Here is a 21,299-nt window from a genome sequence, read left to right on the forward strand (position 1 = left end):
ATACAAAGGTAAACCGTGAAAACCTGAAATTCAGGCTATTGAGTTTTTTGAAGCATTGGGGAAGTGAGTACGGCAATGGTCGATCCCACGGCAAGTCCACCAACTGCACCGATGGTGAACGCTAATGCTTTACGACCACGCGCTGAGCGGATGTAGCCGTCCATGTACGCATCTGAAGCAAGGAATTCGGGAGAGATGTCGAGTTTTCTACTTGGTTTGAACTTACGCAGCCCAGCAATGACCGCCACGCAGATAGCTGGTGGAATAGGCGCATAGAAAATGTCCCATGTCCAGGTAAGAGCGAGCGAAGAGATCAGCCCCACACCAGCTCCGATGTAAACGTCATGAAAACTGTGCTTGCGGCCGTCCTGACGACCTTTGATGTACATGCGCATTTCCTCCACGCCATACTCAACTTCGGGTTCGCCATCGGCAAGAATACCCAATGTATCCGCATTGTAAACGATCTCTTCAGAACCATCGGCATGCAGAATGGAGAACACTCGCTGACGACTGATGTCTGATGCGAACTTTCCGCGTTTCAATGCTTCTTTGCGTGCAGCCTTGGCTTCCTCCAGTTTCTCTTCAAGCGAAGCTTTCAATTCCTGATCGGTCTCCAGCTGCTTCAGTTTTACCAGTTCGCGATTCTTCCACTTCTCGTAATCGGCAGGAGATAGGGTCTCCATTTTTCGCTTCACTTCATATTCGAACTGAGCCTTCTTCTTCTCCAGTTTTGCAAGTTGACGTTCTCGTTTTTTGGCAAGCTTGGCCGCTTTCTTCTCCTGCTTTCTTTTCCACTTCTCCGAGGACTCTATCCTCTTTTGCTTGGCTTCTTCCTTTCGTTCAAATTTCTCCAGTTTGGCTTTTTGCCGTTGGTTCTGGAAAAGGATGTTGCCGTTATCGTAATAGACAACCGTTGCCTTCAGGTCTTTGATGCGGCCATTGTTCAGCAAAAGTTTGTCCTGCGCCAATGAAAGCATTGACACCGAACACAGCAGAATGATGATTGCTATTCGTAAGGTCTGCATCTCGAAATAGGTCTTCAAATATATCCAAATGGTATGGCAGAAAGGCCGCAGACGGTCTTTACTTATACAGTAACCTGTGCATAAATTGAACAAAGGTCATCGTTGTGCATTGATAGTGATGGTAAATTTGCGCGACCTTTCAAAAACGTGATGAAACAGGACACATTTGTCAACCGCCACATCGGCCCCAGAGAAGAAGACGTCAACGCCATGCTTGCCACCATTGGTGTTGCCAGTTTGGATGAACTTATTGAGAAGACGATTCCCGCTTCCATTCGGATGAATCGGGAACTGGATCTTCCGCCAGCGATGACGGAAGTGGAGTACGCGGAGCATGTTCAGGCAATTGGCGATAAGAACAAATTGTACCGTTCGTACATCGGTCTTGGTTATTACGATTGCGTGGTGCCGAACGTGATCAAACGCAACGTGTTGGAAAACCCAGGTTGGTACACGGCTTACACGCCTTATCAGGCAGAAATTGCGCAAGGTCGGTTGGAGGCGCTACTGAATTTCCAGACCATGGTGAGTGATCTGACAGGTTTGGAAATTGCCAACGCATCGCTTTTGGATGAGGCAACGGCTGCTGCCGAGGCCATGATCATGCTGTTCAATGCGCGTTCGCGCGATGCCGTAAAACGAGGAGTGAACAAGTTCTTTGTGTCTGCCGATTGTTTTCCGCAGACCATTGATCTACTTCATACACGCTCTGCACCCTTGGGTATTGAACTGACCATCGGTGACCACACGGATGTTCATCTGTCGGATGAGTTTTTCGGTGCGCTGCTTCAATATCCTTCTGTTCATGGCGAGGTGAAAGACCTTTCGGAGTTTGTGGAAAAGGTACATGGCGTTGGAGCTTCGGTGGCCGTGGCTGCCGATCTGATGAGTCTTCTTCTTTTAAAGAGTCCTGGAAGTTGGGGCGCTGATGTAGTTGTTGGCAATACGCAGCGTTTCGGTGTTCCGTTGGGTTACGGTGGGCCGCATGCCGCCTTTTTCGCTACCAAGGAAGAGTTCAAACGCCACATTCCAGGAAGGATCATTGGAGTTTCGGTCGATTCTCAGGGAAATCCTGCACTGCGCATGGCGCTTCAAACACGCGAGCAGCACATTAAGCGTGACCGTGCCACTTCTAACATTTGCACGGCTCAAGCACTATTGGCCATCATGGCAAGTATGTATGCCGTTTACCACGGACCGATAGGTTTGCGCAACATTGCCACGAATATCCATCGGAAAACAGCTGTGTTGGCATCCAAACTGAAGAGGCTCAGCTACGAACTCAAATCAGATGTTTTCTTCGATACCATCAAGGTGATGCCACCAACGGGTGTTACTGTTACCGAGGTAAAGGAAGTGGCCGAGAAGGAAGGGGTCAATTTCCGTTACATCGAGAATCGCGCTATCGGCATCAGTTTGGATGAACGCACAAACGTGGGCGACCTACAGAAGATCTTGGAGATTTTTTCAGGCGTAGCCGAAAAAGACCCTGTTTATGTGAAGCGAGAGGAATTGGATGTGGAAAGTTCTGTTCTCACAAACGAATTTCTTCGAGCAGACGATTATTTGACGCATCCTGTTTTCAATTCATATCATTCCGAAACGGAGATGATGCGTTACATCAAGCGATTGGAGAACAAGGACATTTCGCTGGTTCACTCCATGATCTCGCTTGGTTCGTGTACCATGAAACTGAACGCGGCAAGCGAGCTTTATCCGATCAGTATGCCGCAGTTCGCCAATATTCATCCGTTCGTGCCATTGTATCAGACCAAAGGCTACCAGATCGTGTTCAACGAATTGGAGAAAGCCCTTTGCGAGATCACGGGTTTCGAGGCGGTCTCATTTCAGCCCAATTCTGGTGCGCAGGGCGAATATGCAGGACTTATGGTGATCGATCAATACCATAAGAGTAGGGGAGATGAATACAGAAATGTGGCATTGATCCCTGCATCTGCACACGGCACAAATCCAGCAAGTGCCGTGATGGCGGGTATGAAAGTGGTGGTGGTGAGTTGCGATGAAAGCGGCAACATCGATGTGGCCGATCTGAAAGCCAAAGCAGAGCAGTATGCCGAGAGTCTTTCATGTTTGATGGTCACGTATCCTTCCACACACGGGGTTTTTGAGGAGTCCATTCAAGAAGTTACCAGAATCATTCATGAGAATGGCGGTCAGGTTTATATGGATGGTGCGAATATGAATGCGCAGGTTGGTCTTACCAATCCAGGGCTGATCGGTGCGGATGTGTGCCATTTGAATCTGCACAAGACATTTGCCATTCCGCACGGTGGTGGTGGACCTGGTATGGGACCTATCGGTGTGGCCAAGCATTTGGCTCCGTTCCTTCCCGGTCATGCGGTGGTTCCGATGGGCGGTAGTCAACCAATTTCTGCTGTTTCGGCAGCACCTTGGGGAAGTGCGCTTATTCTGCTCATATCTTATGGATACATCAAAATGCTGGGTGCAGGAGGGTTGAAAAACAGCACGCAATATGCCATTCTCAATGCCAATTATCTGAAGGCAAAATTGACCGGTTCTTATAATATATTGTACAGCGGAAAGCATGGTACGGTAGCTCACGAAATGATCCTTGATTGCCGTGACTTCAAACGAAGTTCAGGTGTAGAGGCAGGTGATATTGCCAAGCGTCTGATGGACTATGGTTTCCATGCGCCAACCGTTTCGTTCCCTGTGGCCGGAACACTCATGGTAGAACCGACCGAAAGTGAATCGAAAGCGGAACTTGACAGGTTTGTAGATGCGATGACCTCCATCCGCAAGGAGATATCGGAGATTGAAAGTGGTGATGCGGACGTGACCGATAACGTTTTACACAACGCCCCGCATACTTCCAAAATGGTGGTTTCGGATAGTTGGAATCATCCCTACTCAAGAGAGAAGGCAGCCTTTCCATTGCCTTATGTCTCTGAAGCAAAGGTTTGGCCTTCGGTTGGCCGTGTGGATAATGCACATGGAGATAGGAATCTGATCTGCACATGTCCGACAACCGAAAGCTATGCGGCTGAGGTAGCATCGGCTTAGGCTGTGTACAAAAGGACTGGCATACTCAGGTTTGATGGCCTTGTGGCTCTATGCGAGTGAAAATTGCATGGACCATTCAAAAAAACACGCCCAAAACCGTGAAAATGTCTTTAGAAATTGGTGTCTGTGGGCTTCAATATCTAACTTAGCAGACTGAATTGTTTAAACTTTAAGTAACATAATCAACAACAAATGAAAAAGATCTATGCTTCTATCATTGGGTTGGCAATTGCGGGATCCGGCTTCGCTCAGAATGCTGCTGTTGCTACTCAGAAATTGCGTGGAGGACACACAGTTGCGCTTGAAGCACCTGTATCAACTCCTTCGGCCGCTGCAACAGGTGACACAATTGGTGGCTATTATTGGGATTTCTCCGATCAGAATGCCTGGGTGCTTGGAAACTCCAGTACTCCAGCTGCAGATTGGGAATTCACAACTGCTGGTCCTACTGGTCAATATTCATCAAGCTACGGCATACTTAACTCTACCACAGCTGCCAATGGTTGGGTGATGTTTGATAGTGATGCCCTCGGAAATGGAACTTACAACGCGTGGATCCAATTGGCCAATTCTGTGGATCTTACCGGCTATGGTTCGGTAGCGGTTACATTCCAACAATTATCTGCAAGATACCAGGAGGCAACATATCTCGAAGTAAGTACAGACGGTACAAACTGGACAACTTACGAAGTGAATGCAAACCAAGCGGTGAACACAGCAAGTTCTTCAGATGGCGACATCGTATCTGTAAACGTTTCAGGTGTTGCTGCAAATGCATCTACTGTTTGGATTCGTTTCCGATACGAAGGTGCTTGGGACTATGCTTGGCAGATTGACGATGTGGCCATCGTAGAAGGAGCTAACTACGACCTTGGCATGTCTAACGTTTGGCACGGAGATATTCTCAACGCATTTGAATATCAGGAAATTCCAATGGCTCAGGCTCAGGAAGTGGTTATCGGTGCTGCTTGTACGAATTTGGGAGGTCAGGCCATGACGAATGCCGTATATACTTACGATATTTCTGATGGAAGTTCTTCTGTTGCTTCCGGAACATTCCCAGCAAGTAACACTTCTATCGATCCAACGGTTACTGATACTACTTGGTACTCAACTGGCTTTACGCCATCTGCCGTTGGTCAGTACACCGTAACTGTTTCTGTTTCTTCAGATCAATCGGATGAAAATTCATCAAATGATGAAAAAATGTCTGCATTCTATGTGACGGATTACGTCTACGGTCACGATGATATTGACAACATTACAGTACAGATCTCGGGAGGTTCTGATGGAAATAGCAGCCCTAACGAATTCAAAGCTGCAATGTACTATGAGGTATTTGCTGATGCGACATTAACCGCTGTACAGGTAGCATTCGGTTCCAACACATCTACGTCTTCTTGTATTGTTGAGGTGTTCGACCCTGCCAATGATCAAAGTCTGACAAACCCGTTGATCACGGAGGTTTATGACATTCAAGCTGCTGATATCAGTTCAGGTTCAAGTCTCGTTCTGGTTGATATTCCACTGGATGGAGGTAATGGTGTCCTTTTGAGTGCCGGTGGTCTTTATCTGATCAGTGTTGGAAACACAGGCCCAGGTGAATCTCTGACCTTCCTTGCCAGTGATGGTGATGCTGATAGAGCGTCATTGCGTTATGGACCTTATGGTTCTGGCGGTGCTGTAGATTGGTATACCGGATGGTCAACTTCACCTATTATCCGTGGCAATTTCGACCCTACTGTTGGTATTCAGGAGAACGAGGACGTAACTGGCGTTCAGATCTATCCTAATCCAGTAGCAGATAACTTGACCGTTCGTTTCGAAGCGAAGCAAGATCAGGATTTCACAGTTCGTGTATTGAACGTTGCAGGTCAGATGGTACTTTCTTCACAGTCTAAGACAAAGGCTGGTCAGAAGATCACCAAGAACTTTAACGTAGAAAACCTTGCTGCCGGTGTTTACATGGTGCAGATTCAAGGAGCGACAGCATCTTATACTCAGCGTGTGATCGTTCAGTAATCAGCTGATTCATATCTATTGTATTCGGAAGGCCGGTCCATTTGGACCGGCCTTCTTAATTAACATTATTTGCCACAAGGATTTGAGGTCAAAGGATTATTTTCACAGCACGAATCCATTCAATCCTTATCTATGAAAAAAGCTTACTTGATTCTTTTCAGTTTGGCCACGGTTACCGTTTTTGGCCAACAGCGGCCAACATCCGCGCCTAACGCAACCTACATGGGAGAAGAACTGCCCGTTAATGATGCCAACGAGTATGACGATTGCGCTGCTCCTAACGCCCAGCATTCCCGTCATACCGGTATGGCTGTGCAACGAGGTGGTTATCTATGGCACGAAGACTTTGGAAATGGTTTCCCCGCAGGGTGGGCCATTGACGATATTTCTGGCATTTGTCCCTGGAAGTGGACCACGAACGGTTCGCACGGCTATTGGAACGGGAACAATGCTGCCGACTATGCTGACCCGATCAGTTCTACAACCGCTTCCAATGGCTTCCTGATATGCGACCCGGATTCGGCCAATCATTTCACGTACGGTCAGCCTTCGGGTTCTACCTACCAATATCTTGAGTCATATTTTGCCACTAACAAAATTGATCTCGGTGCATCTTATCCGAGTCTTTTATTGGAATTTGAGCAGAGTTTCCGCTTCAATAATAGCGTTGACATGGAGGTTCAGGTAAGTGTTGACTCTACGAACTGGACGACCTACACGGTGCAGGGTAGCGTGAACAACAATACGGCTTCGGATGACCCAGATATTGTGAGCTTGAATATTTCAGGAACAGTCGGTAATTCACCGTCATTCTACTTGCGGATCGGCTGGAATGCCCGCGTGTATTTCTGGATGATAGATGATATGCGTGTGGTTGAAGGCTACACCAACGATCTTGCCATGACAGAAGTTTGGCACGGAGATATTTCTAATGCGTTTGAGTACCAGAAAATTCCATTGTCCCAGGTTCAGGAAGTTGTAATTGGGGCTGCCTGTGTCAATCAAGGAGGAGTTCCGCAAACAAATGCCGTTTACAGCTATGACATCAATGATGGCTCAAGTTCAGTGGCTTCAGGTACCTTTTCTGCCTCTACTGCCAGTATTGCTTCCGTTGCACGAGACACCACATGGTATTCTACTGGGTTCACCCCAAGCGCGGTTGGAACATATACAGTAACAGTCTCTGTAGCTGCTGACTCGACAGATGAAGTGATGTCAAATAATGAAATGACCTCAACATTTGATGTTACTGATTTCATTTATGGTCATGATGATGAGAATAATATTCAGTTTCAGGTTTCCGGTGGCGAGGACAACAACATGGATGCGAACGAGTACAAGATCGCTCTGTACTATGAGATTGTCCAAGATGTGACGCTTACGGCCGTGCAGACCGCTTTTGGTAGCAATACCACCACGTCAAGTTGCATAATCGAAGTATTTGATGCAATCAACAATCAAAGTCTTGATGATCCGTTGATCACCGAGGTATACGACCTTCAGGCTGGTGATGTAAGTAGCAGTGGAGCACCAGATCTTGTGAACATGCCATTGGACGGTGGAAACGGGGTCGAACTTCCAGCAGGAGTCTACCTCATCAGCATAGGAAATACCGGAGTTGGCGAAGATCTTTGGTTCCTTGCGAGCGATGGGGATGATGACCGTGCCCAACTTCGTTACGGGCCGTTTGGGTCAGGAGGAGCCATTAATTGGTATACCGGCTATACAACCTCTCCGATCATCAGAGCCAATTTCGATCCTTCTGTGGGAATCCGCGAAAACGAGGATGTGACAGCAGTTCAGATTTATCCGAATCCGGTCACAGATAATCTCACGGTCCGTTTCGAGGCAAAGGATGATCAAGACCTTACCATTCGAGTATTGAACGTAGCTGGTGAGATAGTTCTTTCTTCTCAATCAAAGACAAAGGCGGGTCAGAGGATCACCAAGAACTTCAATGTTCAAAATCTGGCTGCTGGCGTTTACATGGTTCAGATTCAGGGAGCAACATCCTCCTTTACAAAGCGCGTGGTTGTGCAATAAATGAAAAGGAGATAGAATAATTCGAGAAAGGGCTTCCATTGCGAAGCCCTTTCTTTTGTTAGCTACATTTGCGGGATGAGATTCGGAATTATTGCAGGTGTTCTTTTTCTGTTACAGACTGCGGTTCATGCACAGGTCACCGATACGCTGGGCTACGCTTCATTCTATTCGTTCAGCGATACGCTATATGATTCTCCCAACGGTGGTTATGCATTCGGCAACAACGGTTATGGAGATAAGGCCAAGGCAGAGTCATACTATTACGAATCACCATTTGTTCTGCGTAAGGTCTGGTTGGGCTTTGGTGCTGTTCAGAATAATTCGGGTGATGCCAATTCTGTTGTTCGTGTAACGGTTTATGACAATCATGGCTTTGGTGTCACGCAATACGGAGAGTCCGATTCCATTGCTCCTGATAGTATCATTGCGTTTGTTGATGTACCTGTATCAGATCTGTTGGCAAACGGAGAGCTTACGGAGGTGAGTTTCGATTCAGATACGATCGTCATCAGAGATCGATTTTCGGTAGGTATAGACCTCACACATTTGAGTGTTGGAGATACGGTCGGATTGATGTCAACCATGGATGGTGATGCAATGGGAGCAACCAATTCTTGGGAATTGACAGCCGGAAATACATGGTTCACGGTGGGTCAACAGGATTATTCATGGGGACTTGATGTAGACTTGGCCATATTTCCATTGATAGATGCGGAAGACCCGGCCGGTGTTCTTAATATGGACCGGATTGCAATGCAACTTTATCCAAATCCCGCTACCCATCAGTTTTATATAGAAGGAATCTTTGATGGTGCTGTAGCGGTAGACGTCTTTGACCTGGCGGGAAAGCGAGTGCTGACAACTACGGTCACCAATGCCAGAAACATCATCGATATTGAACCGTTGCCGACAGGAATGTATGCCGTGGTGGTCAGCGGAGATTCATTCAGGGTGTCCAAAAAGCTGTTGAAATACTGAGTTTGGCATATCTGCTTGACACTATACTTGATTTCGATGAAAAACTACTTCTCATCGTAAATGGGTGGTCTGGCAGTTCATGGCTCGATGGAATCATGATTTTGGTGAGCTCAAAATGGACTTGGATTCCATTCTACATCATATTGCTTTTCATGTTATATCGAAAGCTTGGCTTACCAAGTTTGTTCTGGTTACTACTGGCCGTTGCCGTAATGATTGTCCTTACAGATCAAGGTTCCGTGGTATTGTTCAAAGACATGTTTCACCGTCTCCGACCATGTCATAACCAACTGCTCTTAGAAAAGCTCAATGTGGTTTCAGGAAACTGTGGAGGTAAGTATGGCTTTGTTTCATCACATGCCGCGAATGTATTCGGGTTGGCAATTTTGTTGAAGGTAGTGTTGAATCAGAATAAAAAGTTGATGATCGCATTGTTGTTTTGGGCGTCGTTAATTGCATTCAGCAGGGTTTATTTAGGGGTTCATTATCCGCTTGATGTTTTTGTAGGGGGGGTATTCGGGTCACTCGTGGGTTATCTGAATTTTCGACTTGTCAGACCAGTATTGAATTTATGAACATGAGTTATCTATTGGTTTTTATTGGTGGTGGACTTGGATCTTTGTCCCGTTACATCGTGTCCATAATCTCCTTAAAGGCCTTTGGTGGCATCATCCCGATAGGGACGTTCATCAGCAATTTGGTGAGTTGTGTCGTACTTGCTGTTACTATTGAGTTGTTGCGGAGGTCGGGCTCCGATAACCCGATGCTCAGGTCGCTTATATTGATAGGGTTCTGTGGTGGGTTCAGTACCTTTTCCACGTTCAGTTTTGAGACGGTTCAGCTAATAAAAAACGGCAACCATTTGGTTGCCGCTGGAAACGTGATCGTAAGTGTCGCTGTTTGTCTGATTCTTATCTACAAGCTGACCAAGTAAGAATCAGGTATGAAAGACCTCAATTGCAATTGTTCTGGTTTCACCCCCATAAGCGATTCGACACTTGATACTCTTTCCGATTAAAAGTTGTCCTTCTTCATAGTCGTTCCAAATTTGTGTATCGTCTTTCCTGATCTGGATTTTCACCTTTTCAGCCAATTCAGATTCCTTGATGGCTATGCTGCAAGGATATTGGAGGTCGGAAGCAAAGACCTCTGTTTCTGGGCCGAAACCCTTGGATTGAACCGGTAATTGAAAAACGTCTGATGGACACATGATTGGACCGTTTTAACGTAATGTGATTATTAGGCTACCTTGCTGGTGTAGTAGAAGTTTTCTTCCACCGATTGAACTAACTGGCCAAGGCCGTATTCCAAGGCAATCTTATCTGCATTCTTGCCATTGCCTGAAGCAACTTCGATCTCAGCAAGAATGTCTTTGAGGAGTTCATCAACAACAGAACGGACCATGATTCGGCTGTTCAGATCCTGATCGACACCATCTGTGTTTTGGAGACGAGAAATAAATGGTTTCAAGTAAACCAGTTTATCGGCTGAGAATGCAAGATTGCCTTTAGGAGTTGAGATGCTCTTCTTATAAAGATTGTTCAAAGTCTCTACTCTCTGGTTGTCTGTCAATGTTGCGAATACTGCTTCCATGTCTTTTTGTTTTATCGCTGCCATCAGTTGCAGCGTGATTACAGGACCAAAAGTAGAGCGGTATATATAGGTGTACAAGGAAATACGGGGTTCAAATTGACCTCGCGGTTTATTACAACGAAAATCTAAGGCAATGAAAATCAAAGCCTTAGATTTAATAATAAGGTGGTAAAGTGACTCGCTGGGTAAGCGAACACATTAAGTGCAAAATCAACTTTTGCTATGTCAATTCGAGGTTTCCCTCAAAATCATTGCCTTGCGACAATGAGCATCTGGTGAATCAGAAATCGTCTCCTTCCGCTTCCCAAATGATATATTCTTTCTCCAGATTATTTTTCTTGATCAATGCTTGCGCATCACTCTCGGTAATCTTAGAAGTATCTTTTGTGGTGATAGCTCCGAATGCAATCAAAAAGGCGATTAAAAGTTCCATGGTTTGTTTGGTTTTAGGGTTACAGTTTCAATTCTTTGGTGCTTGTCTTTTTTTCGATGAATTCCTTAATTACTTCGATAAGACGGTTCAAACTTAAGACGAAATAAGATTTCAATCCAAATATTTGGTGGATTATTTTCTTGAATATTCTGTAACTGATTGATTATCAGGTGGAAAAAATTTTATCATTTTTCGATGAGGTTGAGTTTTTCATCGTCAAATGTTGATAAAATGCAAGACGAACCGACCAATAAGCCCTATGAATGGTCGTATCGTTGTGTCAAATTTGATTGATGGAGGATCTGAGATCGCTAATTAGGGTAATGCGGATAGGCGAAAAGCGGATGTTACGCCACCTCCTTTCACGAACAACCAATGCAGAAGAACACCAGAGATACCGTCTCTTCAAATTGTTGGATTCTCACCAAAAAATGCAAGAAGATGAGGTTCGAAGTGCTTTTTCTGGTGTTTCCAGTTCAGCTTTTTCCCATCTAAAACGAAGGCTAAAAGAGGATATTCTAAGCGTCCTTTTGATCAAAGAATCATCTAAACGAATTGCACAGGCAAACAGAGCAGCACAATTCGAATGCCTAAAGAAACTCGCTCAAGCTTACGTGCTCATTTTTCGAGGAGCGAAGCAAGAAGGAGCAGAAATTTTGAATTCTGCACGCGAGCTGGCCATCAAGTATGAGCTTTCTGCGGAACTCGTTTCCATTAATCACCTGACGCGCGAGGCACTTTACACTTTCACCGATGGGAAAAGACTGAACGAGGTCAATCAATCCTTACGGAATGACCTTGAACGTTGGAGTGACATATTACGATCGGAGGAACTATCATTCCTGATCACGTTACCTCAATTGAAGGAAGCATTACTGGAGGCTGAAGAAGATGGGTTTGAGGATAAACTGGTTCAAGAACTGAAGGAGCTTTACGAAAAATCCGGTGCGGCAAGGGTCGGGTATTGGTATTACATGGCGGATGTTGAAAAATGCATTGCAGATAGGCGGTTTGAAACAGCTATTGAATTGGGTCACCACTTCTTGAAATTGGTTGAGGAAAGCCCTGCTGTCAGATCGAAGAATAACATTGCGGGTGTAAATCAGTCGCTTGGGTTCGCCTATCTCAACCTCCGTCAGTATGATCGGGCAACTGCGCATTTCGCACGCTCTGAAAAGAACTTCCCTGCTGCTGGATTCAATAGGCTGCAAGCGTTATTTTTTCTTGCGCAGTCACAGGTTGCTTCAGCCAATTATGAAGCAGTCTTGGAAACGGTTCATAGTGCCATGGTACATCCTCGCATCAAAGCACGAGAACCACTTGTTCCGCGATGGTTGTTTCTGAAGGCCTCAACGGAGTTTTTGATGGGGAACATTGATGCGGCTTTCAAGACCATGAATCAGGATGGCTATCTGCTGCGGCAACAGGATGAATGGAACATTCAGTTCCGTTTGCTGGAGATGATGCTGTTGGTGGAGATGCGAGACGAGGAATGGTTGGAGTTCAAATTGGACGCCACAAGAAAGTTCCTTACGCGCTACAAGCAATTGGACAGACCACGCGTAAGAACGGCCGTAGACATTCTTGGTAATCTATTGCGTAGAGAATTGGACTTCACGGAATTGTCGGAGAAGAATAGACAGGCATTGAGCAATTCGCTCAACGAAACGGAAGGATTTGAATGGAATCCATCAGGAACTGAATTTGTGCGCTTCGATCTGTGGATGAAATCAAAACTTCCAGAACCGAAGGATGATCAGGAATCGGACGAGGAATAGTCCTTCAAGACCTGCGTGATGCGGGTCTGGCTATCTTCCGGTAAGCTCAAATGGAACACGAATCGGATCCGTTGAGGCCCGACCTCGAACGCAAGAATCTCTTTTGACCCCAAGTAGCTGAGAAACTCATTGCAATGCACATTTGGCTTCAATTCAAACACTACGATGTTTGTTTCAACCTCAAGCACCGATTGCACATATTCAACTTCAGATAGTTGTTTCCCGATCATCTTGGCAACTTGGTGGTCCTTCACAAGTCGTTCAACATTGTTTCGGAGTGCGAATAGACCTGCAGCTGCCATGTAACCGCCTTGCCGCATGCCGCCTCCAAGCACCTTTCTTACGCGCAATGCTCGGTGAATAAAATCCTTCTTGCCTAACAGCAAGGATCCTACGGGAGCGCCCAAACCTTTACTGAGACAGATTGAGATGGAGTCGAAGGTCCTTCCAAAATCTTTCGGTTTCCGATCACCTTCAACCATAGCATTGAAAAGTCTTGCACCATCCAAATGCAACTTCAGTCCGTTGCGGTCACAGACTTCACGAATTCTTAGAATCTCATCGAATGGAAAGATCTTTCCACCACCTCGATTGCAAGTGTTCTCAATGCAGACCAGCGAAGTCCTTGGAAAATGGACATTTTGGGGTCGCAGAGATTCCAAGAGTTGCTCAGATGAGAAAACACCTCGAATGCCATCAATTGGTTTTGTCGAAGCACCTGAATTAAATGCAATTCCACCACCTTCATAATAGTGAATGTGAGCACCAGCTTCGCAGATCACCTCATCGCCAGGTTGCGTATGGACCTTGATCGCAATTTGATTTGTCATCGTACCACTTGGGCAGAACAACCCAGCCTCCATGCCGAACATTTCCGCAGCTTCGGCTTGTAGTTCGTTTACTGTCGGGTCTTCACCAAAAACGTCATCGCCAACCTCAGTATTGAACATGAACTCCAACATTGCTGGAGTTGGTTTGGTTACAGTATCGCTACGAAGGTCAATGATCATGTTGCGAAGATATTCGTGAGAGTCATTGGCTGATGAATTGGCGTATTTTATTTGGGAGACCGAATAAGTGTTAATTAACGGAAGTAGTTCTTCACCCCGAACTCACATTGTCCGATGAATAGCTCCTTGAACGTAGAAAGATTATTCTGTTCATAGAACAACAGCATCGCCTTTTTGTAGTATAGCGAATCCACGCTGCGGTAAGAAAGAGGACACGCATCATCTGCCAGAAGCAACGCATTTCCAATGATTCGGGCGGTGCGCTTGTTTCCGTCCTCAAATGGTTGGATGTAGGAAATGAGTACGATTGCCAAAAGTGCCTTTTCAAAACCGGTTTCGCAGGCGTTGATCAATTTACACATCTTTTCCAGATGTTCCCGAATCTGAAACTCATTGTCCAGTGGGCGGTAAGCTGTTCCCGTAATACCCACGCTTCGCGAACGGATATTTCTGGTTACTTGAAGATTCTTGATAAGGATTGAGTGGATTTCCTCGATCAGTCGCACCGAAATTTCTACTCCGATCTTCGGGTTTTGTAGAATGTAATCCAGTACATCTTTATGATTCAGAAGCATAATGGTTTCTTCACGCGTACGGTTCTTGGCGGTTTCCTTTTCGGCAAACAGCCGCTCTGTTTCCAAAAGCGAATAGGTGTTCCCCTCGATCTGGGCAGATTTCCAACTCAGTTCTATGGTCAGTCGTTCGGTTTCCTTCTGAAGAAGCGTTGGAGATATGTCAGAAATGTTCTGCTGGTATTCAGCTTTCAGTTCCTGTAGGAAGAGTTTCTCTTCCTTCGTGAACAGGTCGGCATCTTTCAATACATCAAAGACCCCGAAGCTGAATTGAGGAGAATCCGCTCGTTTGTCAGGTTCCTGTTCAAAGTAATTGCCAGCATCTATGGGAGCAAACAGTTTGTAGTGGTCAGAAACACGATACGTGACGGCTCTGGCCTTACCGGACTTTATCAATGCCTTTTCCTTGACCAGTTTTGCCAGGTCACGGTTCAGGGTCGGCTGACTGATGTCCTCCCTCAGAAGCGCTTTGACCTCCGATATGGAAGCTTGACCAAGTGAGGCAATGATGTCGATTATCTGTTGCTGTCTGTCCGTCAATTGCATGGTTGCAGAAATTATCCTATCACAAATCTACCGTTATCCTATCATATGTGATAGGAAAAGCAAATGAAAATGATAGGATAATGGGTTCTTGAGTTCGTACTGAATACCCTTTCCAACCGCTGTAACGGTCTGATTTGGAGGTATGCCATTGGTGAGCGTGGCCTTCATCCGAAATCCTATCACGCTATCCGTAGATCTGTTGGGAAAAGAGCAACGCTTTGAAAGTCGTACCCGGAACGGGGGTCGAACCCGTACGGCCGCAATGGCCACAGGATTTTAAGTCCTGCGTGTCTACCAATTCCACCACCCGGGCTCCAATACAAAAAATCCTCCCAAGAGGAGGATTTCTGTTTGAGAGTGAGCGAGAAACGGGATTCGAACCCGCGACCCCGACCTTGGCAAGGTCGTGCTCTACCAACTGAGCTATTCTCGCGAATTGGGAGTGCAAATCTAAATAATTTCCGAATTGCGCAAAATCACTTTCTGCTTCCAAGAACTTTCTTGATCTCATGCAATTTCAAGAGGGCTTCAACAGGTGTAAGTGTATCAATATCAATGCCTTCTATTTCTTCCTTTACTTGTTCCAGAACGGGGTCATCGAGTTGAAAGAAACTCAGTTGCATGTTCTCAATTGTGGATTTCTTGGCAGTTTTCACCGATTTCGATTCGGTTGCGTGCGAATCCTCCAATTTGCTTAGGATTTCTTTCGCCCGATTCACGACAACAGATGGCATTCCGGCCATTTTTGCCACATGGATCCCGAAACTGTGTTCTGTGCCACCGGGAACCAACTTTCTAAGGAACAATACCTTTTTGCCGATCTCCTTTACACTAACGTTGAAATTCTTTAGGCGTTCAAGCCTGTTCTCAAGTTCATTCAGTTCGTGGTAATGCGTTGCGAATAGAACGTTAGGTCTTGCCTTGTTGCCTTCGTGCATGAACTCCACAATGGCCATGGCGATGGAAATGCCATCGTAGGTGCTGGTTCCCCGCCCGATCTCATCAAGAATAACAAGACTCTGCGAAGTCATATTATTAAGGATGCTTGCGGCTTCATTCATCTCCACCATGAAAGTCGATTCGCCTTGGGCGAGATTATCGGAAGCACCCACGCGGCTGAAAACCTTATCCGTGAGACCCAATGTGGCACTTTTGGCGGGAACAAAACAGCCCATTTGTCCCATGATACAAATAAGAGCGGTCTGGCGAAGCAAAGCTGATTTGCCAGACATGTTCGGCCCTGTAATGATCAGAATCTGCTGGGTTTGATTGTTCAAGTAAACATCGTTCGAGACATAACTTTCACCAATTGGCAGCGATTTTTCAATTACGGGATGGCGGCCATCCTTGATCTGGATGACACTTTCCTCCGAAAATTGTGGCCGCACGTATTGATTCTCTTCGCTTACTTCTGCAAATGAGACGAGACAATCGATCTGCGCCAGCAATTGGGCATTCTGCTGAAGCGAGATCACAAACTGTTGCAGATCGGAAAGAACTTCTTGGTACAAGCGGGTCTCCAACACTTGAATTTTCTCTTCGGCACCAAGTATCTTTTCCTCGTACTGCTTCAGTTCTTCTGTGATGTATCGTTCGGAGTTGACAAGTGTCTGTTTGCGGATCCAGGTATCCGGAACTTTATCCTTGTGCGCATTTGTGGCTTCAAGGAAGTAACCGAACACATTATTGAACCCGATCTTCAGACTGGTGATTCCAGTGGCTTCAGACTCACGCTTCTGGATTCCGACCAAATAATCTTTCCCCGAAAAGGCCAATTGACGCAGTTCGTCCAATTCGGTATTGAACCCGTCTCTAATGACTGAACCTTTGCTGATGTTGACAGGCGCTTCTTCGGAAATGCTGGTTTCAATCATTTCGAGCGCCAAGCTACACGGGTTGATCATCGATGAGATCTCTTTGAATCCGATGGTTTGTAACGTATTCAGAATATCACGGATCGCTGGTATTTCGGCAAGCGACCGACCAAGCGATAACAGTTCTCTTGGATTGATGCGGCCCGTGGAAAGCTTGGACGCCAATCGCTCGAGGTCAGAAATGTTGTTCAAGCTGGTGCAAAGGTCATTTCTCGATTTCTCGGATTTGAGCAGAGCCTCCACGCTTTCAAGTCGTTTTTCTATTTGAGAACGCTCTTTGAGCGGAAATGCCACCCAACGTTTCATCATCCGAGAACCCATGGCCGTTTGCGTCCGGTCAAGAATGTCCAACAGGCATTTGCCGTCTGGTTGGTTCGGCCGCAGAATTTCCAAGTTGGCCGCTGTGAAGCCATCCACCCACATGTATTTCTCCTCCTCAATTCGCGAAAGCGAACCGATGTGGGCCGTTTTGCTATGCTGGGTATCGGTTAGATATTGAAGAGCAGCTCCAGCAGCGATCACGCCTTCTTCCAAGTGAGCAATACCGAAGCCTTTCAGGTTTTTCGTTCCGAAATGATTGTTCAGAATTTCGGTTCCGAACTGAATCGTATAAACCCAATCTTCCATTGTGAAGGTGCAATGACCATCACCAAATGTTTCATGGAAATGAGTACGATAACTCTTTCGGAAAAGAATTTCACTTGGCTCGAAATTCTTGATGAGCTTTTTGATGTAGAGTTCATTTCCTTGCGCCACAAGAAACTCGCCCGTGGAAATATCCAAAAATGCGATTCCGATTCTCTGTTCTCCGAAATGCAGACTGCACAAAAAATTGTTTGATTTCTGCTCAAGCACATTATCGTTAAAAGAGACACCTGGAGTAACCAGTTCGGTAACACCTCTTTTCACAATTCCCTTAACGGTCTTTGGGTCCTCCAACTGATCGCAAATGGCAACCCTGTGGCCTGCCCGTACCAATTTTGGAAGGTAAGTCTCAAGAGAATGGTGCGGAAATCCCGCAAGTTCAATGTGTGAGGCCTTGCCGTTGGCGCGCTTCGTGAGAACGATTCCAAGCACTTTGGAGGCTCTTACTGCATCCTGCCCAAAGGTTTCATAAAAGTCGCCCACACGGAAAAGCAGCAACGCATCTGGGTACTTCGCCTTAATGGCGTTGTACTGCTTCATCAATGGTGTTTCCTGATCTTTTTTACCTGACGACCCTGCCAAGATTATCTGCTTTACTTTGCGTTGCTAATCGCGCTAAGTTAACCATATACCAAGGCTTCGATCACTGAAATGGCCAAAGAAAAAGGAAGAAAACTGACAATGAATGAACTCGGAAGAAAGACACTTTCGGAGTTTAAGAGAGCGGACAAGATCGCAGTAACTGTGGTATTGGATGATGTCAGAAGCCTGCATAATGTGGGCTCCGTTTTCAGAACAGCAGATGCTTTCAGTATTGAAGGAATCATTCTCTGTGGAATTACTGCTTGTCCGCCTCATCGAGAGATTGAGAAAACGGCTTTAGGTGCTACGGAGTCTGTCCATTGGGAACATCAAAAGGACATCATTCAAGCGTTGAATGAATTGAGGTCGGACGATTACACGATCTGTGGCATTGAACAGGTTGCGGGAAGCGTTGAACTTCAGAATTACCAGGTGAAACCACATTCAAAACTTGCGGTTGTCTTCGGCAATGAGGTGAAAGGTGTTTCTCAGGAAGTATTGAATTTGTGCGATGAATTCATCGAAATTCCGCAAAGCGGCACCAAGCACTCCTTGAATATCTCAGTTTCCGCTGGAATAGTTCTTTGGGAACTGTATCGTCAGTTTGGTGAGTTGTCCTAAAATAAGTTGACAGGTTTTCACTGTCTGTTTTCAGAGGAACCCTGCCCGATATCGGGCAGGGTTCTTTGGTGTATAAAGTCAGGTGTTTGCATCTTCAGGCTCAGGTGTGGTCTTTTCTCATTGTAAGTGTCTATTGATTGCCTGATGAGCTTTTTGAGTTCCTTGCCCGTGTTGCACCTGTATATGAGGAACTCCTGTTTGAGCATGCCGTTCATCCTCTCTGCCAAGGCGTTCTGATAGCAGTCATACCCATCGGTCATGGATGGGGTGATGCCATGCTTTCCCGGCAGCTTCTGATAATGCTCTGAACAGTATTGAAGTCCTCTGTCGGATTGATGTATCATCGGAAGGACCGTTCTCCTGTTGCCGATGGCCATCTTCAGGGCCTTGGCCACATTCTCCGATGACATGTCATCGCTCAGGTGATGTCCCATTATCCTTCTACTGTACGCATCGGTCACCAGTGAGAGATAATGGGTGCGTTCTCTGCACTTGATGTAGGTGATGTCGCTGACCAGCACCTGTTCTGCCCTTGTCACATCGGTATTCCCAAGCAGGTTCGGATACTTGCGCATCCACTGCTTGGAATAGGTCGTTCTGGTGTAGTTCTTCTTGGGGCGGATGAGCATGTTCTCTCTTCTCAGATAACTGAACAGCGCATCGCGTCCCATCTTTATCTGTTCTTGTTCCAGCTTATCCTTGATCAGATGATATACCTTGCGTGTGCCCAATCTGGGCATGTCCATGCGCAGTTCCATCACCATTCCTATCACCGGGGCAAGTTCCTGTGCCCGCCTGCGGTAACGGTGCTCTGCCTGATAGATGGCCTGACGGCTTATCCCTAACAGTTTGCAACAGCGTGATAGGCGCATCTGTTGCGCTTCCTGATAATGTCGTGCCGTTCGGGCAAGTGCTTTTTTCTGATCGAGGCCAAGCTCGCGGTCTGCAAGGTCTATCATGTAATTGAGCTTGCTGTTCTTCAGCTTCTTGTCTTCAAGCTGTCTCTCAAGTCGCTTGATCTTCCGGGCGGGGTCTCCTTGGCCTTTGGCAGGCTGTGTACTCTGGGATAACTCCGGTCCAAGTTACCATGTTTGCGCAATCAGGTCAGGACCGTGCCACGGCTCTGTATGCAATAGGCTTTCTGCGCCTGCTTGTAGGTCATCTCGCCCTTTTCCACCTGGTCCACAACCACCAGTTTAAAGCCCAGATCGTAATCGCGCTGACTGCGCCTTTTCCTTTTATCCTATCGTTTTCTATAATAGGTCCATTTGTTGTCAACCTATTTCAGGACGGGACACACCAAATAAAAAAGGCGTCCAACTCAGTCGAACGCCTTTCAGATCAAAAGTTTCTCTGTATCAGTTGTTGAGCATTACTGGCATCACCAGCATCAAAACCTGCTCACCTTCAACCACTGTTTCGGCAGGAAGAAGAATTCCAGCACGGTTAGGCTCGCTCATTTCCAACACAATCTCATCTGTTTCCAGGTTGCTCAACATTTCCATCAGAAAACGTGAGTTGAAACCAATGGACATATCATCGCCTTTGTAATTGCATGTCAATCGCTCATCAGCATTGTTCGAGAAATCGGGGTCTTCGGCAGAAACATGCAATTCGCTTCCGGCTATCTTCAAACGCACTTGGTGTGTTGTTTTGTTCGAGAAGTAAGAAACACGCTTCACCGAGTTCAGGAACTGACCCCGATTCACAGTCAATACGTTCGGGTTTTCTTTCGGGATAACCGCCTCATAGTTCGGGTAACGGCCATCGATCAGTCGGCACACCAAGGTCACATCGCCAAAGCTGAATTTTGCATTGGTATCGTTGTATTCGATGGTTACATCGGCCTCCTCTGTGGCAAGCACGTTCTTCAGCAGATTCAATGGCTTTTTAGGCATGATGAAGCTTGCGCCAGCATCTGCTTTTGCATCCGTTCTGCCATACTTTACCAATTTGTGCGCATCGGTAGAAACGAAGGTCACGCTCTCTGGACTCAATTCGAAATAAACTCCGGACATCACCGGGCGGAGCTCATCGTTTCCAGCAGCAAAGATGGTTTTGCTGATGGCGCGCGCCAACAGATCTGATGGAACGACAGTAGAAGCCGAAGCTTCCAACTCAGGAGCTTTCGGGAACTCTTCACCGTTCAATCCTGCCACGTTGTATTCTCCATATTCTGATGTGAACCGGACCGCGTGCGTGTCCTTGTTCACCGAGAAGGTGAGAGGCGTGTCAGGGAAGCTCTTCAAAAGATCCAAAAGGATACGTGCAGGAATGGCCACCTGTCCGGTTTCCTTCGAAGTGACCTCCAAACTGGTGGTCATCGTGGTTTCAAGGTCAGAACCCGAAATGGTCAATTTGCTTTCAGCAATATCGAATAGGAAATTATCGAGAATCGGTAGCGTATTGCTGGTGCTTACAACGCCACTTATCGCCTGCAGATTCTTTAGCAGCAACTGACTGGATACAATGAATTTCATCTGTGCTTTTTTCGAATGGGGTACAAATATAGACGAATGCGTTTCTTAG

At 46.3% G+C, this 21,299-nt stretch carries 14 protein-coding genes, 2 tRNA genes and 1 pseudogene; 8 read left to right on the forward strand and 9 right to left on the reverse strand.

Translation table 11 applies throughout. The annotated features are described in order from the left end of the window. Positions 1-35: 35 nt before the first annotated feature. Positions 36-1,028 (reverse strand): hypothetical protein, encoded by a 993-nt coding sequence (locus GC178_07710; GenBank protein MBI1287454.1) that lies wholly within the window; start codon positions 1,026-1,028, stop codon positions 36-38. 150 nt (positions 1,029-1,178) lie between these two features. Between GC178_07710 and gcvP the strand changes: the two genes are divergently transcribed. From gcvP to crcB, 6 genes are all read left to right on the forward strand, one after another. Further along, positions 1,179-4,073, forward strand: coding sequence for an aminomethyl-transferring glycine dehydrogenase (gene gcvP, locus GC178_07715; GenBank protein ID MBI1287455.1), 2,895 nt, complete (start codon positions 1,179-1,181; stop codon positions 4,071-4,073). Between the two features lie 192 nt (positions 4,074-4,265). Then, positions 4,266-6,095: a T9SS type A sorting domain-containing protein gene (locus GC178_07720; GenBank protein ID MBI1287456.1), complete on the forward strand. Its 1,830-nt coding sequence runs from the start codon at positions 4,266-4,268 to the stop codon at positions 6,093-6,095. A 132-nt stretch (positions 6,096-6,227) separates the two neighbouring features. Beyond that, positions 6,228-8,138 (forward strand): T9SS type A sorting domain-containing protein, encoded by a 1,911-nt coding sequence (locus GC178_07725; GenBank protein ID MBI1287457.1) that lies wholly within the window; start codon positions 6,228-6,230, stop codon positions 8,136-8,138. 75 nt (positions 8,139-8,213) lie between these two features. Next, on the forward strand, positions 8,214-9,116 hold the full coding sequence (locus tag GC178_07730) for a T9SS type A sorting domain-containing protein (protein MBI1287458.1): 903 nt from the start codon (positions 8,214-8,216) through the stop codon (positions 9,114-9,116). Positions 9,117-9,118: 2 nt separating this feature from the next. Then, positions 9,119-9,691 (forward strand): phosphatase PAP2 family protein, encoded by a 573-nt coding sequence (locus tag GC178_07735; protein MBI1287459.1) that lies wholly within the window; start codon positions 9,119-9,121, stop codon positions 9,689-9,691. Continuing rightward, the gene (crcB, locus tag GC178_07740) at positions 9,688-10,050 is read left to right on the forward strand and encodes a fluoride efflux transporter CrcB (protein MBI1287460.1); all 363 of its coding nucleotides are present in this window, start codon (positions 9,688-9,690) and stop codon (positions 10,048-10,050) included. Before GC178_07735 ends, crcB begins: the two co-directional genes overlap by 4 nt. A 305-nt stretch (positions 10,051-10,355) precedes the next feature. On the opposite strand, the gene GC178_07745 is transcribed toward crcB, so the two are convergent. Next, entirely contained in the window at positions 10,356-10,709 is a 354-nt protein-coding gene (locus GC178_07745; GenBank protein MBI1287461.1) for a hypothetical protein, read from the reverse strand. 1,047 nt (positions 10,710-11,756) lie between these two features. On the opposite strand from GC178_07745, the gene GC178_07750 reads away from it, so the two are divergent. Continuing rightward, on the forward strand, positions 11,757-12,920 hold the full coding sequence (locus GC178_07750) for a hypothetical protein (protein MBI1287462.1): 1,164 nt from the start codon (positions 11,757-11,759) through the stop codon (positions 12,918-12,920). On the opposite strand, the gene GC178_07755 is transcribed toward GC178_07750, so the two are convergent. The 5 genes from GC178_07755 to mutS all read right to left on the reverse strand — a co-directional run bounded on the left by GC178_07755 (position 12,899) and on the right by mutS (position 18,107). Then, positions 12,899-13,930 carry a threonine aldolase gene (locus GC178_07755; protein MBI1287463.1) on the reverse strand — a complete coding sequence of 344 codons (1,032 nt, stop codon included), beginning with the start codon at positions 13,928-13,930 and terminating at the stop codon, positions 12,899-12,901. The genes GC178_07750 and GC178_07755 overlap by 22 nt on opposite strands. A 74-nt stretch (positions 13,931-14,004) precedes the next feature. Beyond that, positions 14,005-15,048: a DeoR family transcriptional regulator gene (locus GC178_07760; GenBank protein MBI1287464.1), complete on the reverse strand. Its 1,044-nt coding sequence runs from the start codon at positions 15,046-15,048 to the stop codon at positions 14,005-14,007. 228 nt (positions 15,049-15,276) lie between these two features. Beyond that, a tRNA-Leu gene (locus tag GC178_07765) sits at positions 15,277-15,361 on the reverse strand. Between the two features lie 47 nt (positions 15,362-15,408). Then, positions 15,409-15,481, reverse strand: a tRNA-Gly gene (locus GC178_07770). Between the two features lie 43 nt (positions 15,482-15,524). Beyond that, complete coding sequence (mutS, locus tag GC178_07775) at positions 15,525-18,107, reverse strand: DNA mismatch repair protein MutS (GenBank protein ID MBI1287465.1); 2,583 nt, start codon at positions 18,105-18,107, stop codon at positions 15,525-15,527. Between the two features lie 141 nt (positions 18,108-18,248). On the opposite strand from mutS, the gene GC178_07780 reads away from it, so the two are divergent. Further along, a complete protein-coding gene (locus GC178_07780) occupies positions 18,249-18,770 on the forward strand; it encodes a TrmH family RNA methyltransferase (GenBank protein MBI1287466.1) in 522 nt (173 codons plus the stop codon). Between the two features lie 17 nt (positions 18,771-18,787). Here the strand turns inward: GC178_07780 and GC178_07785 are convergent. Then, positions 18,788-19,977, reverse strand: a pseudogene (locus tag GC178_07785) (IS3 family transposase). Positions 19,978-20,128: 151 nt separating this feature from the next. Further along, positions 20,129-21,250: a DNA polymerase III subunit beta gene (gene dnaN / locus GC178_07790; protein MBI1287467.1), complete on the reverse strand. Its 1,122-nt coding sequence runs from the start codon at positions 21,248-21,250 to the stop codon at positions 20,129-20,131. Positions 21,251-21,299: the final 49 nt, after the last annotated feature.

It is taken from the genome of Flavobacteriales bacterium, assembly GCA_016124845.1.
Taxonomy (GTDB): domain Bacteria; phylum Bacteroidota; class Bacteroidia; order UBA10329; family UBA10329; genus UBA10329.